We start from the raw sequence: 15,663 nt of genomic DNA on the forward strand, positions 1-15,663 counted from the left end.
AGTATTTCGGAATGACAGGTGAGCGCACGTCTGCCGATGGCGGCATGGAGACCTCCTACGGTTTTCGCCAGGTTGGCCAGGGCGAGAAGCAGGCGCTCGTCAACGATGTCTTCCACAAGGTGGCCAAGCGCTACGACATCATGAACGACGTCATGTCCATGGGCCTGCACCGCGCGTGGAAGGATGCGATGATTTCGGCGCTCAATCCGCGCCGCTCCGAGGACTACAAGGTTCTCGACGTGGCCGGCGGCACCGGCGATATCGCCTTCCGTATCGTCGAGGCCTCCGACCGCAAGGCGCACGCAACTGTGCTCGACATCAACGGCTCGATGCTCGCCGTCGGCGCCGAGCGTGCCGAAAAGAAGGGGCTGACGCCCAATCTCACCTTCGTAGAGGCCAATGCCGAGGAACTGCCCTTCGAGGCGAACACCTTCGATGCCTATACGATCGCGTTTGGCATCCGCAATGTGCCGCGCATCGATGTCGCCCTGTCGGAAGCCTATCGCGTGCTGAAGCGTGGCGGCCGGCTTCTCGTCCTGGAATTCTCCGAGGTCGACATGCCGCTGCTCGACAAGGTCTATGACAGCTGGTCTTTCAACGCGATCCCGAAATTCGGGAGAATGGTCACCGGCGACGCCGAGCCCTACCAGTATCTGGTCGAATCGATCCGCAAGTTTCCAAACCAGCGCGATTTCGCCGCGATGATCGCGAGGGCGGGCTTCTCCCGCGTCAATTTCACCAATTACACCGGCGGTATTGCCGCGCTGCATTCCGCCTGGAAGATCTGACGCATGATGTCCATTTTCGTGAAGCGCGCTGAGTGCCTCGTCCTGCGCGGCGGCAAGGCATCATGAGTACGCCCGGAGCCTATCTACGCCTGGTCCGTATCGGCTGGGTGCTCGTGCGCGAGGGGGTTATCTCCGCCTTGCCGTCGGAAAACCTGCCGCCGCTGATCGGCGTGGGGCAAGCCTTTGCCGGTCTCTTTGCCCGCCGTCGTGCCAGACACGAGGTCCGCAGCGACAGGCTGGCGCGCGCCATCGAGCGACTGGGGCCATCCTATGTGAAGATCGGCCAGTTCCTGGCCACCCGCCCCGACGTCGTCGGCGCCGATTTCGCCGAAGATCTTTCCTTCCTGCAGGATCGCATGGCGACCTTCCCGGTGGAGGAGGCGCGCGCCGTCGTCGAAGGTTCGCTCGGCCGGCCGGTCGCCGAGCTTTACGCGCACTTCGGCGATCCGATCGCCGCCGCCTCGATTGCCCAGGTTCACCCTGCCACGGTGCTGCGCGAGGGCGTCGAGCAGAAAGTCGCCGTCAAGGTGATCCGCCCCGGCGTGCGCCAGCGTTTTGCCCATGACCTGGAGGCGATGTTCCTTGTGTCGCACCTGCAGGAGCGCTTCCTGCCGAACACGCGCCGGCTTCGCCCGGTCGAGGTGACGAAAACGCTGGAGCAGACCACCAAGGTCGAGATGGACCTGCGGCTTGAGGCTGCGGCCCTGTCGGAGCTGGGCGAGAACGCCGCCGATGATCCGGGTTTCCGCGTGCCGAAAGTCGACTGGGAGCGCACCGGCCGCGACGTCGTGACGATGGAATGGATCGACGGCATCAAGCTCTCGGATGTCGAGGGCCTGCGCCGCGCGGGGCATGATCTCAACGGGCTTGCCGATACGCTGATCCAGTCCTTCCTGCGTCACACGCTGCGCGACGGCTTCTTTCATGCCGACATGCACCAGGGCAATCTCTTCGTCGATCAGAAGGGCATGGTCGTTGCCGTCGATTTCGGCATCGTCGGCCGTCTCGGCAAGAAGGAGCGCCGGTTCCTCGCCGAGATCCTCTATGGTTTCATCACCCGCGACTATCGCCGCGTCGCCGATGTGCACTTCGAGGCCGGCTATGTGCCCGGCCATCACAACGTCGCAAGCTTTGCCCAGGCGATCCGCGCCATCGGCGAGCCGATTCACGGCCAGCCGGCCGAGACGATCTCCATGGCCAAGCTCCTGACGCTGCTGTTCGAGGTCACCGAACTCTTCGACATGCAGACGCGCCCGGAACTGGTCATGCTGCAGAAGACCATGGTCGTTGTCGAAGGTGTCGCCCGCACGCTCAATCCGCGCTTCAACATGTGGAAGGCCTCCGAGCCGGTGGTCGGCGCCTGGATCCGGGACAATCTCGGCCCGAAACGGATCGTCTCCGACGTCAGGGATGGGCTTCATGCGGCCCTCAGGCTTGCCGAGGCGGCACCGGAGATAGCGGCGAAAACCGAAAAGTTCTCCCGCGATCTGACGGGCATGGCCGAAAACGGCCTGCGCTTCGACGAGGCGACCGCCGAGGCGATCGGCCGTTCGGAAGCGCGCCACAGTCGATCCGGCCGCCTGGCGCTCTGGATCATCGCGCTGACGCTGCTTTATATCGCCTGGGCCGCATTCTGATTTTCCGACACTGCCGCAGCCCTGTTCCATTGGGAACTGTGCGGCGGGCGCAGGCGTGAGATTGTCTTTCTCAAGGATGAGGCGGGCTCATCCAGCCAATCCAGGAGAGACAATCATGCGTAACCTGATCATCGCTTCCATCGTTGCCGCTGGCGCGGCCCTTTCTTTCGCCGCACCGTCCCAGGCCGGCGGTTACTATGGCGGCGGTTATTATGATGGCTATCACGGCGGCCACCACTACGGTCACAAGCGCCACTACTACAAGAGCTATTACGAGCCCCGTTGCTGGACCAAGAAGGTCCGCGAGTACGACTACTACGGCAATCTTGTCGTCAAGCGCATCAGGGTCTGCAACTGATCCGGCCTCCCCGCAGAACGGCACCTTTGAAAAACCGGCGGTTCCAACCGCCGGTTTTTCATGCATGGCTGGCCCCCGAGACGAGCGTCGAGGCCCGCAGAAACATTGTGAAACGAAAAATGGAAAACATTACAAAGATTTCATCCCGTCCGACTTCAATAAGGCGTAGTTGCTGCCTAGTTATTTCGGGAATTGTTTGCCCCGACGTCAAATAGTCTGAAAGTTGCTTGAATGGCGGATGCCACCCGGAAAATTGCCCCCGCGGTCGTCGAGGATGAGGAACCCGTTGCCAGGCCCGCGCCGGTGCGGAAGAAACGCGCCCGATCGCGGCGGTGGTGGCTGATCCTGCCGGTCCTGATCGCTGCCGCCGGCGCCGGCTGGTACGGCTGGTCGACCTACGGCAAGCAGAGTGCGACCGACACCATCGTCACCGAGACGCCGTTGCGCGGCGATATCGAAAACAGCGTCACGGCGACAGGGCTGTTGAGCCCGATCAAGGACGTCGATGTCGGTGCCCAGGTCTCCGGCCAGTTGAAAAGCCTCAAGGTCGAGATCGGCGACCGCGTCAGCCAGGGGCAGCTGATCGCCGAGATCGACAGTGCCTCGATCGAAACGCAGATCGAGATCGCCGAGGCAGAACTTGCCAACCTGCAGGCCCAGATGATCGACAAGCAGGCGCAGGTCGTCCTGTCCGCCGCAAATCTGAAGCGCCAGCGCGCGCTTGTCGCAGGCAACAGTGCCGCCCAGTCGGCGCTCGACGAGGCGATTGCCGCTCTGGCGACGGCCGAGGCCAATGTCGATGCACTCAAGGCTCAGATCCGTAAGCAGCAGGCGACGCTGAAGGACGCGCGCATCAGCCTCGGCTACACCAAGATCTATGCGCCGATGAGCGGCACGGTGGTCAATACCTCGGCCACGGAAGGCCAGACGCTGAACGCCAACCAGACGGCGCCGACGATCGTCACGGTTGGCGATCTCTCGACGATGACGGTCGAGGCGGAGGTGTCGGAGGCGGACGTCGGCAAGCTGAAGACCGGCATGGATGCCTATTTCACGCTGCTTGGCCAGCCCGGCAAGCGCTACCCCGGCAAGCTGCGGCAGATCAAGCCGACGCCGTCGACGGAAAACAACGTCGTGCTCTACTACGCCCTGTTCGACGTGCCGAACCCCGAAGGTGCGCTGATGATGAACATGACGGCGCAAGTTTTCTTCGTGCAGTCATCGGCCAGCAACGTGCTGACGGTCCCTGCCGCGGCGGTCCGCTCCGATGCCGATGGCAAGTCCGGCGAAGTCACCGTGGTCACCGCCTCCGGCACCCGCGAAACGCGCAAGGTCGAGACCGGCATCCGCAACCGGGTGCGTGTCGAGATCAAGCAGGGTCTTTCCGAAAACGACGCCGTCGTGGTTGGCACGGGGTCGGCCGACAAGCCGGCAGCCTCCAGTCGCTCCAGTTCCCGGCGCGGCATGGGCGGCATGCCGCCGATGTTCTGAGGCGCCGTCATGACCGCGCTCATTTCGCTCAAGGATATTCGCAAGACCTTCGTCAACGGCGACGTTTCCGTCGAGGTGCTTCGCGGCATCTCTCTCGATATCCAGCCGGGCGAGTTCGTCGCCATCGTCGGCGCCTCGGGCTCGGGCAAGTCGACGCTGATGAACATCCTCGGCTGTCTCGACACGCCGACGGGCGGCCAATACCTGCTGGAAGGCGAGGATGTCTCGGATTTTGACGCCGACCAGCTGGCCGCGCGCCGCCGCCAGATGTTCGGCTTCGTGTTCCAGAGTTACAATCTGGTGCCGACGGCGACCGCCCAGGAGAATGTCGAGATTCCGGCGATCTATGCCGGCATGCCGTCACGCGACCGGCGCGACCGGGCCGAGATGCTGCTGACGTCGCTGCGGCTTGGCGATCGTCTCGACCATCTGCCCAACCAGCTGTCCGGCGGCCAGCAGCAGCGCGTCTCGATTGCTCGCGCGCTGATGAACGGCGGCCAGATCATCCTTGCAGACGAGCCGACCGGCGCCCTGGACAGCCAGAGCGGCAAGGAAGTGATGGCGACGCTCCGTCAGATGAACGATGAGGGCCATACCGTCATCATCATCACCCATGCGCCGGAGCTTGCCGAATCCGCCGACCGAATCATCGAGATCAGCGACGGCCTGATCGTTGCCGATCGCGTTCCCGGCAATGTCCGCCGGATCGGCCGCAGCAAGCCGGTATTGGCCGCAAAATCAGGGGGCAAGGCCGCCATCATCACCGATGTGGCCGAGGCAGTGCGCATGTCGTTCCGCGCCCTCAGGGCCAATCTGTTCCGCACCATCCTCACCTTGCTCGGTATCGTCATCGGTGTCAGTTCGGTTGTTGCCATGCTTGCCATCGGCACCGGCGCGCAGGACTCGGTGCTGAGCCGCATCGCGGCCATGGGGTCCAATCTCCTGGTGGTCCGGCCCAATATGGCCAATTTCCGCGGCGGGGAAGGGGGCAGCATCGTCTCGCTGGTTCCATCGGATGCCGATGCCATTCTGGAATTGCCGAATATCAGCTTCGCCGTGCCGGAAATGTCGAGCACGCTGACGGTGCGCGCCGGCAATCTCGATACCCAGACGACCGTCAACGGCACGGTGCCGCAGTTCCCGCAGGCAAAATCCTGGACGGTCGAGGGCGGCGCCTTCCTCGAACAATCCGATATGGATGCCTATGCGACCGTTGCCGTTCTCGGCCGCACGGTTGCCGATGCCCTGTTTCCGGACGGCACCGATCCGCTCGGCCAGTATATCCTCATCAAGAACATTCCGTTCCAGGTGATCGGCGTCATGTCGAAGAAGGGCGCCAGCGCTGGCGGCAACGACCAGGACGACACGGTTCTGGTACCGCTTTCCACCGGCAACCTGCGCCTGTTCGGCGCAAGGAACGTCCGCTCGATTACCGTGGAGGTGAAGGACGACAGTGGCATCAACGTGACGCAGGATCAGATCCAGGCGCTGCTCGACGAGCGCCACAAGCGGCAGGATACGCAAATTATCAACATGGCGGCGATCCGCGAGACCTTTACCGAGACCTCGAACATCCTCAAGGTCTTCCTCGGCTCGATCGCCGCGATCTCGCTGCTCGTCGGCGGCATTGGCGTCATGAACATCATGCTCGTCTCCGTCACCGAGCGCACCCGCGAGATCGGCATCCGCATGGCAACCGGGGCGCGGGCTCGCGATATCCTCACCCAGTTCATCGTCGAGGCGCTGGTGGTCTCCGCGCTCGGCGGTTTGATCGGCGTCGCTCTCGGGCTCTCAATCGGCGCCGTCGCGCAGGCTTTCGGCATCGCCGTCAGCTTCGCGCCTGGCCCGGTCGTCCTCGCCTTCGCCAGCGCCTTCCTGACCGGCCTCGTCTTCGGCTACCTGCCCGCCTACAACGCCTCCCGCCTGCAGCCGGCCGTAGCGCTGGCGTCGGTGTGACCGGCCGGCACCCCTCTTTCGCGGTCCTCACGGGTGGCCACGAGGCCAAAGGGCGACGAGGATATTGATGAACGGGGAGGGCATGCGCAAAGGCGGATGCCGCCCACCCCGTCAGGCCTCCCGCGCAGGCGCAAGCAGCCTCAGCGCGTTGAGCGTCACCAGCACCGTCGCACCCGTATCGGCAAGGATCGCCGGCCAGAGGCCGGTGATGCCGGCAATCGTCGTCACCAGGAACACCGCCTTCAAGCCCAGCGCGATGGCGATGTTCTGGCGGATATTGCCCATGGTCCGTTTCGACAGCTTGATCATCTCGGCGACATCGCCAACCCTGCCGTGAAGCACGGCGGCATCGGCGGTTTCGAGCGCCACATCGGTGCCACCGCCCATGGCGATGCCGATGTCGGCCGCCGCCAGCGCTGGCGCGTCATTGATGCCGTCGCCGACCTTCGCCACGATAAGACCCTCGCGTTTGAGATTTCCGACGATCCGCTGCTTGTCGTGTGGCATCAGTTCCGCGTGGACCTCGATGCCGAGCGCACTTCCGATCGCCGTCGCCGTACGCCTGTTGTCTCCGGTCAGCATGATGATCCGGACGCCGGCGTTCGTCAGTGCCGTCAGCCCCGATTTCGCGTCCGCCCGCGGCTCGTCACGCATGGCAATCGCGCCTGCCAGCGTCTCGCCGATGATCAGCACGGAGACTGTCTTGCCCTCGTCATTGAGCGCGGTGATGCGGGCGGTCTGCTCGGCTGAAAGCATCAAGCGTTCTTGCGCCGCCTGGGGCGAGCCGAGAAACGCAGCTTTGCCACCAACAGTCGCCGTCACGCCCTTGCCGCCCGTCGCCCTGGCGTCGGATGCCGCGGGAATCGGCAGTTTGTCCGCGGCCGCCCCGCTAAGGATCGCCCTGGCGAGCGGATGGTTCGAGCCGGTCTCCAGCGCCGCCGCATAGGTGAGGACATCGGTTTGCGAATGGCCAAAGCCGATGATATCGGTCACCTTCGGCTTACCTTCCGTCAGCGTCCCGGTCTTGTCGAGCGCTACCGCATTGACCGTGCCCAGCGCCTCCAGCACGGCGCCGCCCTTCATCAGCAGGCCGCGCCGTGCACCGGCGGAAAGCGATGCGGCGATCGCCGCCGGCGTCGAGATGACCAGCGCGCAGGGGCAGCCGATGAGCAGGATTGCAAGTCCCTTGTAGACCCATTCGCCCCAGGCACCGCCAAGCAGCAGCGGCGGGATGATTGCGACCAGGGCGCCAACCACCACGACGCCTGGCGTATAGTAGCGGGAGAAACGGTCGATGAAGCGCTCCGTCGGCGCCTTGGATTCCTGCGCCTCCTCGACCAGCTTGACGACGCGGGCAATGGTGTTGTCGGCAGCCGCCGCCGTGACCCGGACGCGCAAGGCGGCATCGCCGTTGATCGTGCCGGCGAAAACATTGTCGTCGACGCCCTTGCGCACCGGCGTGCTTTCGCCAGTCACCGGCGCCTCGTCGATGGCGCTGTCGCCCGAAAGGATGACCCCGTCGGCGGAGATGCGGTCGCCCGGACGAACGAGGATGGTCGCGCCAACCGCAAGGCTTTCGGCCGCGACCGCACGCGTCTGCCCGTTCTCTTCGAGCAGCGCCTCCTTGGGCACCAGCGCCGCCAAAGACTGGATGCTCTGGCGCGCCTTGCCGGCCGCTACCCCTTCCAGCAATTCGCCGACCAGGAAGAGGAACACGACGGCCGCCGCCTCTTCACCGGCATCGATGATGACTGCGCCAACGGCGGCAATCGTCATCAGCATCTCGATGGAAAAAGGCGTGCCGGCCATGGCAGCCATGATGGCGCGCCGGGCGATAGGCACGAGCCCGACCAGCAGCGCAACGACAAATGCGTAAGGTGCGATCGACGGAACGAGATGGCCGATCCCATAGGCGGCGACGAGCGCCGCGCCGGAGACGATCGTCAGCTTGCCCTTCCTGCTCGACCACCAGGCACTGGTCGCCGAACCATCATGGTGAAGCGCTCTCTGTGAAGCGCCGCCTTCGCCCGACGCGATATGCTGATGGCCTCCGTGGCCGTGGGCAGAATGGGTGTGGTTCGCCGGGTCGGCATGGCGATGATGATCTACGCGATGGTCGTGCGTGTGATGATCATGTCCGCAGCACGCAGCCTCCGGCTCCAGGGCCGGTGCCGCCTGCTTTCCCGCGAGTTGCGACGCCGAATAGCCGAGACCCTTCACCTTCCTCGCGATGGCCGACAGGTCGCTCTCCCCGTTATGCCGCACGGTCATCGTGCCTGCGGTCACCGACACGGATACGTCCTCGACGCCCGGCATACGCCTGACGGCGGTGTCGATCTTGGCCGCGCAGCTGGCGCAGTCCATGCCCTCAATCCGGTACCGTGTCTGTGTCGCCTCTGCCATGATCCGCTTCCTGCTTGCTTGCTTGTCAAACCGTGGCATCTTCCCTACATCCTCTAGCGACTAGAGGTGCAAGAGGAAAATCATGAAAAAGATCACCATCGGCGAGGCGGCCCGCCAGAGTGGCGTCAAGGTGCCGACGATCCGCTACTACGAAGGCATTGGCCTGCTTCGTGCGCCCAGCCGCAGCGACGGCAACCAGCGTTCCTATGAGCCATCCGATCTCAAGCGCCTCATCTTCATCCGCCATGCGCGAGAACTCGGCTTCGAGGTCGAGGCGATCCGCACGCTTCTGAGCCTGCAGGACAACCCCTTGCAGCCATGTGCCTCCGCCGATGCCATCGCCAAGGCGCGCCTTGTGGAAGTCGAGCAGCGCATCCGCAGCCTGACTGCGTTGAAGGCGGAACTGGAAATGATGGTGGAAGGTTGCGTCCATGGGCGTGTCGATCAGTGCCGGGTGATCGAGGTGCTTGCCGACCACGGCCAGTGTGCGCATCACGGCCACTGATCGGCGGGGCCGGTCACGGCCGATTGCGCCGGGCATGCCTCTCGGCTACGGTCCTTGATGACAAGGCAGAAAAAGACGGATCGTCATGACGCTTCAGGGAAAACGCATCCTGCTCATCATCTCCGGCGGTATCGCGGCGTATAAGAGCCTCGATCTCATCCGCCGCCTGCGCGAGCGCGGCGCTGCGGTCCGCCCGGTGATGACGGCCGGTGCGCAGGCCTTCGTGACGCCGCTTGCGGTGGGCGCGCTTGCCGCCGACAAGGTGTTTGTCGATCTGTTTTCGCGCGAGGACGAGCAGGATGTCGGCCATATCCGGCTTGCCCGCGATTGTGATCTCGTCCTGATCGCGCCCGCCACCGCCGATCTGATGGCCAAGATGGCGCACGGCCTTGCCGACGATCTCGCCTCCACCATTCTTCTGGCAACGGACCGGCCGGTGCTTGTTGCCCCCGCCATGAACCCGAAGATGTGGTCGCATCCGGCCACCCGCCGCAACCATGCGACACTTGTTGCGGACGGCATTGGCTTCATTGGCCCGTCGTCCGGCGAAATGGCCGAAAGCGGCGAAAAGGGCGAGGGCCGCATGGCCGAACCGCTGGAGATCGTGGCCGCCGCCGAAGCGTTGCTCGCCGCCGGCCCGAAGCCGCTGGCGGGCCGCAAGGCCATCGTCACCTCCGGCCCGACACATGAGCCGATCGACCCGGTGCGCTACATCGCCAACCGCTCCTCGGGAAAGCAGGGGCACGCGATTGCCGCGGAACTTGCCCGGCTCGGTGCCGATGTGACGCTGGTCTCCGGCCCGGTGACGATCGCCGATCCGAAGGGCGTGTCGGTCATCCATGTGGAACGGGCGGAAGAAATGCGCGACGCCGTGATCGCAGCGCTGCCCGCCGACATTGCGGTGATGGTCGCCGCCGTCGCCGACTGGCGCGTCGCGAGTGCGGCGGGCAACAAGATCAAGAAAAGGCCCGGCGAAGCGCCGCCGCCGCTGCAGCTCACCGAAAACCCGGATATCCTGAAGACCGTCGGACACCATGCCAAACGCCCGAAACTGGTCGTCGGCTTTGCCGCTGAAACGCAGAATGTTGCCGAGAACGGCCGCTCCAAGCTCGAGCGAAAAGGCGCCGACTACATCCTCGCCAATGACGTTTCGCCTCACACCGGCATCATGGGCGGTGACCGCAACACCGTGAAGGTCATCGGCAAGACCGGCGACGAGGACTGGCCGGACATGGACAAGCAGGCGGTCGCCGAAAGGCTCGGCCGGCTGATCGCCTCACATTTTTCCTGACGCAACCCGGCCGATCCGTTCCGCGCTCGGCGCGGCATCCTGCGTGCCGAACAGGCGTACGTCGACACCGTTTTCGCCAACGACGACCGCCGTGCCGTCGGGAATTTCCACCCAGGCGTTGTCATCGTCGTTGAGCGGCTCGGACACGAGGCAATAGCCGCCGCTCGGCCCCATCGGGGCGGCGTAAAGCGTCGGCGCCTTCCAGTCGGAGGCGTAGCGCACGGCATAGAGATCATGGCCATCGGAAAGGGCCGCGGTGAAGCGGACGAGGATCTTGCGCTCGAGATGCTCGGCCAGGCGCTCGACGAAGGCCAGCGTCTCGGCGATGGCACCGAGCGGATCGCTATCGAGACCGAACTGCAACGCCAGGAGGAAGAGAAGCTCGCTGTCGGTGGAGCCGGTGCGGGCGGAGTAGAGATCGTTGTCGAGCATGGCCTCCATCGGCCGGCGCAGATGCTCGAAATCGCCGATCTGGCCATTGTGCATGAAGGACCAGCGACCATGCACGAAAGGATGGCAATTGTCGCGCCGCGTGCCGCCGCCGGTCGCGGCCCGCACATGGGCGAGGAACAGCGGCGAGCGAATCTGCCGGGCGATGCTTTTCAGGTTGCAGTCGGACCAGGCGGGCAGAATATCGCGGTAGCGACCAGGCTCGGGATGATCACCATACCAGGCGATGCCGAAGCCGTCGCCGTTGGTCGCCGTCTTGGCGCGGGTAGCGCAGTGCGATTGCTCGATCAGCGAGTGGGCCGGGGACGATACGAGTTCTTCAAGATAAAGCGGCTCTCCGCGATAGGCTGCCCAGCGGCACATGCAGGATACTCCAGATCGCGGGGATGGCCCGCTTTGATGGTTCGTTAACCACGACGCCGTCGATCATCCGGCCGAACATGGTAAAAATGCGTTAACGAACGGGATCATTTCCACATCTTCCCGGACAATTTACCGGTTTTTCCCCCGTTGTTTCTGTTCCCGCCGGAACGGCTCTGATCGTATTCGAACAAACATTCCATATTGACATGCAATGCAAAAATCATTTCATCTGACGGCGATGCGCAACGCGGTGCCGGGAGGAATTGACATATGGGTGGCAAACGCAGGATCGGCGTCGGCCTGATTGGCACGGGTTTCATGGGCAAGGCGCATGCGCTGGGCTTCACGATCGCGGCGAGGGTGTTCGACCTGCCGTTCGAGCTTGACCTGGTTTCGGTCGCCGACATCTCGCTCGATGGCGCGGAAAAGGCCCGCCGCAGCCTCGGCTTCCGCAAGGCGACCGCGGACTGGCGAGAACTGCTGACGGATCCCGACATCGACATCATCGACATCACCACCCCCAATCTGCTGCACGGGGAGATGGCGCTGGCCGCCATCGCCCACGGCAAGCATGTCTACTGCGAAAAGCCGCTGGCGCCGACCGTTGCCGAATGCGCGGAAATGGTCGCCGCGGCGGAAAAGGCCGGCGTCGTCACGCAGGTCGGATTCAACTATCTGAAGAATCCGATGATCTTCCTTGCCAAGGACCTGATCGAAAGCGGGGAGATCGGCGAAATCCGCTCGGTGCGCGGCATCCATGCCGAGGACTTCATGATGGACGCGTCCGCGCCCTGGAGTTGGCGGCTTGATCCGAAGAGCGGCGGCGGAGCGCTTGCGGACATCGGCAGCCACATTATCGCGTCGCTTCGCCATCTCGTCGGCCCCATCTCCTCGGTGCTGGCCGAAACGATCATTCAGGTGCCCGCACGTCCCGTTAGCCGCGGTTCGAGCGAAATGCGCGCCGTCGAGGTGGACGACATCACCCGCGCCTTCGTGCGCTTCGAGAGTGGAGCGACCGGCAGCTTCGAGGCCAACTGGAGCGCCACGGGCCGCAAGATGCAGCATGATTTCGAAATCTACGGAACGAAGGGCAGCATCGTCTTCACGCAGGAGCGTCTGAACGAACTCAAGGTCTGGTTCGCCGGCGACGACATCCGCAGCCGCGGCTACCGCACCATCTGGGCCGGCCCCGAGCATCCGCCCTACGGCGCTTTCTGCGTCGCCCCCGGCCACCAGATCGGCTTTAACGACCTGAAGGCCATCGAGGCCAATGAGTTCCTGCAGGCCATTGCAACCGGCAGCCGGCCGGGAACCGATTTCCGCGAAGGTTTCGAGGTCCAGAAGGTCGTCTCTGCGGCTTATCAGTCGGCAAAGACCAACACGTGGGTGCAGATCGCAAACGGTTGATCGTTGCAGGAAAAATCGACTGGACGGAATAAATATTCTATTCTCAATCTCATTCTTTGCGTAAGGTGTCGAAAACAACGCGTGCGCAGGAAAGCGACCCCGACCATATGGCCGAAACGGATAACAGCATCGAGATTCCGCAGGATTTCGACAGCCTGAAGGCGACGATCCTCGAACGCAAGGCGCAGCTGCCCAAACGGCTGCGCCAGGTCGCTGCCTATGCGCTGGACCATCCGGACGAGATCGCCTTCGGCACGGCGGCGAGTATCGCCACAGCGGCCGATGTCCAGCCCTCGACGCTCGTTCGCTTCGCCCAGCATTTCGGCTTCGAGGGCTTCTCCAGCCTGCAGCTGATTTTCCGTGCGAGGCTGCGTGAACGGACGCCGGGTTATGACGAGCGGTTGCGGGCGTTGAGCGGCAACGATCACAGCAAGCTCGAAAGCGGCTCGATCTTCAACGGCTTCGTCGCCGCTGCCCATCGATCGCTCGACAATATTGCCAGCTCCGTCGAGCCGGAGGCTTTCGAGCGCGCCGTCAATATCCTAGCCGGTGCCGAAACGATCTATCTGGTCGCCAAGCGCCGCTCCTATCCGATCTCCGGCTACATGGCCTATGCGTTCGGCAAGCTGAGGGTCAGGTATCAGATGGTCGGCACGGCGGCCGGCATCGATGACGATATTCTGGCGATGGCCGGGCCGAAGGATGCCGCCTTTGCCGTCAGTTTCTCGCCTTATGCGTCGGAAAGCGTCAATCAGGCAAAATTGCTTGCCAGCCGCAAGGTTCCGGTCGTCTCGCTGACCGACTCTGCGTTTTCGCCGCTGGCGGAATCCTCCAGGGTCTGGTTCGAACTGGTGGAGGCCGACCATGCCGGGTTCCGTTCGCTTTCGGCCAGCATGGCCTTTGCCATGGCGCTGACGGTGGCGGTTGCCGAGAAGCGGCGGCGGAATGCCCGGGAGTATGAATAGAATGAAAATTCCATATTGACTAACCTCCAGAATTTATGTTTCATAAAGTCATCATCCAAGTGACAATAGGAATGTCGGCGCGACGCCAGCGCCCCGCCGGGAGGAAGCAGTGAGCCAGACCAACAGGACGCAGGCAGACAAGCCGCTCGACCTCATCACCATCGGCCGGGCCTCGGTCGATCTATACGGCCAGCAGATTGGCACGCGGCTTGAGGACGTGGCCAGTTTCGCCAAATCCGTCGGCGGCTGCCCCACCAACATATCGGTCGGAACGGCGCGTCTTGGCCTGAAATCGGCGCTCTTGACGCGCGTCGGCAAGGAGCAGATGGGCCGCTTCATCCGCGAGCAGCTTGAGCGCGAAGGCGTCGAAACCAGGGGCGTCGTGACCGATCCCGAACGGCTGACCGCGCTTGCCATTCTTTCCGTCGAAAGCGACCATTCCTTCCCGCTCTTGTTCTACCGCGACAATTGCGCCGACAATGCCTTGTGCGAGGATGATGTCTCGGAAGATTTCATCCGCTCGGCCCGTGCCATCCTGGTTACCGGCACGCATTTCTCCAAGCCGCACACCGATGCCGCGCAGCGCAAGGCGATCCGCATCGCCAAGGAAAGCGGCGCCAAGGTCGTCTTCGATATCGATTATCGCCCGAACCTCTGGGGCCTTGCAGGCCATGATGCGGGCGACAACCGCTATATCGCCTCGGAAAAGGTCTCGGCGCATCTGAAGACGGTTCTGGCCGATTGCGACCTGATCGTCGGCACCGAGGAGGAAGTGCTGATCGCCTCCGGTGACAGCGACCTGCTTGCAGCGCTGAAGACGATCCGGGCCAATTCCACGGCGACGATCGTCCTGAAGCGCGGACCGATGGGCTGCATCGTCTATGACGGCCCGATTTCGGACAATCTCGAAGACGGCATTGTCGGCAAGGGCTTCCCGATCGAGGTCTACAACGTTCTCGGTGCCGGCGACGCCTTCATGTCCGGCTTCCTGCGCGGCTGGCTGACCGGCGAGCCGCACGCCACATCCGCCACCTGGGCCAATGCCTGCGGCGCCTTTGCCGTCTCGCGATTGCTTTGCGCCCCGGAAATCCCGACCTGGACCGAGTTGCAGTTCTTCCTCGAAAACGGCAGCAAGGAAAAGGCATTGCGCAAGGACGAGGCGATCAACCACGTCCATTGGGCAACGACCCGTCGCCGCGACATCCCGCAGCTGATGGCGCTCGCCATCGATCATCGCAGCCAGCTGGAGGATCTGGCCGGCGGCAATCCCGACCTTTTGGCCCGGATTCCGGCCTTCAAGGTGCTGGCCGTCAAGGCAGCCGAGCGTATCGCCAACGGCCGCCCCGGCTTCGGCATGCTCATCGACGACAAATATGGCCGCGAGGCCCTGTTTGCCGCCGCCAGGAACAAGGACTTCTGGATCGCCAAGCCGATCGAGCTTCCGGGTTCGCGGCCGCTGCAGTTCGAGTTCAGCCAGGATCTCGGTAGCCGGCTCATCGACTGGCCGGTCGATCACTGCATCAAGGTCTTGAGCTTCTATCACCCGGACGATCCGGCAGAGATGAAGGCCGCCCAGATTGCCAAGCTGCGCTGCGCCTTCGAAGCCGCACGGAAAGTCGGTCGCGAAATCCTGATCGAGATCATCGCCGGCAAGCACGGTGCGCTCGACGACCAGACCATTCCGCGCGCCCTCAATGAGCTTTATGATGCCGGCCTGAAGCCCGACTGGTGGAAGCTGGAGCCGCAGGCAAGCCGCACGGCCTGGGCCGCCATTGATGCCGTCATCGAACAGCGCGATCCGCTCTGCCGCGGTGTCGTCCTGCTTGGCCTGGAGGCACCGTATGACGTGCTCAAGGAAGGTTTTGCCGCCGCCCGCACGTCCAAGACCGTCAAGGGCTTCGCCGTCGGCCGCACGATCTTCGCCGATGCCAGCAAGGCCTGGCTCGCCGGCGAAATGACCGACGAGCAGGCGATCGCCGACATGGCGGGCAAGTTCGGGGCCTTGGTCGATCTCTGGCTCGGTCTTGCTGAAACCAAGGCGGCCTGAGG

The 15,663-nt window shown here is 63.7% G+C and carries 12 protein-coding genes; 10 read left to right on the forward strand and 2 right to left on the reverse strand.

The window, feature by feature from the left end; all coding sequences use genetic code 11:
* The first annotated feature begins 11 nt into the window (after positions 1-11).
* The 5 genes from ubiE (at position 12) to JNB71_RS08380 (ending at position 6,230) form a co-directional block, all read left to right on the forward strand.
* Positions 12-788, forward strand: coding sequence for a bifunctional demethylmenaquinone methyltransferase/2-methoxy-6-polyprenyl-1,4-benzoquinol methylase UbiE (gene ubiE / locus JNB71_RS08360; RefSeq protein ID WP_220371379.1), 777 nt, complete (start codon positions 12-14; stop codon positions 786-788).
* A 62-nt stretch (positions 789-850) separates the two neighbouring features.
* Positions 851-2,425, forward strand: coding sequence for a 2-polyprenylphenol 6-hydroxylase (ubiB, locus tag JNB71_RS08365; protein ID WP_220371380.1), 1,575 nt, complete (start codon positions 851-853; stop codon positions 2,423-2,425).
* A gap of 115 nt (positions 2,426-2,540) precedes the next feature.
* Positions 2,541-2,783: a hypothetical protein gene (locus JNB71_RS08370; RefSeq protein ID WP_018323758.1), complete on the forward strand. Its 243-nt coding sequence runs from the start codon at positions 2,541-2,543 to the stop codon at positions 2,781-2,783.
* 231 nt (positions 2,784-3,014) lie between these two features.
* A complete protein-coding gene (gene macA, locus JNB71_RS08375; RefSeq protein WP_220371381.1) occupies positions 3,015-4,274 on the forward strand; it encodes a macrolide transporter subunit MacA in 1,260 nt (419 codons plus the stop codon).
* Positions 4,275-4,283: 9 nt separating this feature from the next.
* Complete coding sequence (locus tag JNB71_RS08380; RefSeq protein ID WP_220371382.1) at positions 4,284-6,230, forward strand: MacB family efflux pump subunit; 1,947 nt, start codon at positions 4,284-4,286, stop codon at positions 6,228-6,230.
* A gap of 111 nt (positions 6,231-6,341) precedes the next feature.
* On the opposite strand, the gene JNB71_RS08385 is transcribed toward JNB71_RS08380, so the two are convergent.
* Complete coding sequence (locus tag JNB71_RS08385; protein ID WP_220371383.1) at positions 6,342-8,633, reverse strand: heavy metal translocating P-type ATPase; 2,292 nt, start codon at positions 8,631-8,633, stop codon at positions 6,342-6,344.
* 82 nt (positions 8,634-8,715) lie between these two features.
* Between JNB71_RS08385 and JNB71_RS08390 the strand changes: the two genes are divergently transcribed.
* Together JNB71_RS08390 and coaBC are read left to right on the forward strand one after the other, a co-directional pair.
* The gene (locus tag JNB71_RS08390) at positions 8,716-9,138 is read left to right on the forward strand and encodes a MerR family transcriptional regulator (RefSeq protein WP_018323762.1); all 423 of its coding nucleotides are present in this window, start codon (positions 8,716-8,718) and stop codon (positions 9,136-9,138) included.
* 85 nt (positions 9,139-9,223) lie between these two features.
* Complete coding sequence (gene coaBC, locus JNB71_RS08395) at positions 9,224-10,429, forward strand: bifunctional phosphopantothenoylcysteine decarboxylase/phosphopantothenate--cysteine ligase CoaBC (RefSeq protein WP_220371384.1); 1,206 nt, start codon at positions 9,224-9,226, stop codon at positions 10,427-10,429.
* On the opposite strand, the gene JNB71_RS08400 is transcribed toward coaBC, so the two are convergent.
* Positions 10,415-11,242, reverse strand: a complete 828-nt coding sequence (locus JNB71_RS08400; RefSeq protein ID WP_220371385.1) for a class II glutamine amidotransferase — start codon at positions 11,240-11,242, stop codon at positions 10,415-10,417. The two genes, coaBC and JNB71_RS08400, sit on opposite strands and share 15 nt — an antisense overlap.
* Positions 11,243-11,512: 270 nt before the next feature.
* On the opposite strand from JNB71_RS08400, the gene JNB71_RS08405 reads away from it, so the two are divergent.
* The 3 genes from JNB71_RS08405 (at position 11,513) to JNB71_RS08415 (ending at position 15,661) form a co-directional block, all read left to right on the forward strand.
* Positions 11,513-12,649: a Gfo/Idh/MocA family protein gene (locus JNB71_RS08405; RefSeq protein ID WP_220371386.1), complete on the forward strand. Its 1,137-nt coding sequence runs from the start codon at positions 11,513-11,515 to the stop codon at positions 12,647-12,649.
* 107 nt (positions 12,650-12,756) lie between these two features.
* On the forward strand, positions 12,757-13,614 hold the full coding sequence (locus JNB71_RS08410; protein WP_220371387.1) for a MurR/RpiR family transcriptional regulator: 858 nt from the start codon (positions 12,757-12,759) through the stop codon (positions 13,612-13,614).
* 109 nt (positions 13,615-13,723) lie between these two features.
* A complete protein-coding gene (locus tag JNB71_RS08415; protein ID WP_220371388.1) occupies positions 13,724-15,661 on the forward strand; it encodes a bifunctional 5-dehydro-2-deoxygluconokinase/5-dehydro-2-deoxyphosphogluconate aldolase in 1,938 nt (645 codons plus the stop codon).
* Positions 15,662-15,663 lie beyond the last annotated feature (2 nt).

Source organism: Rhizobium herbae (assembly GCF_019511375.1).
In the GTDB taxonomy this organism is placed as follows: domain Bacteria; phylum Pseudomonadota; class Alphaproteobacteria; order Rhizobiales; family Rhizobiaceae; genus Pararhizobium; species Pararhizobium herbae_A.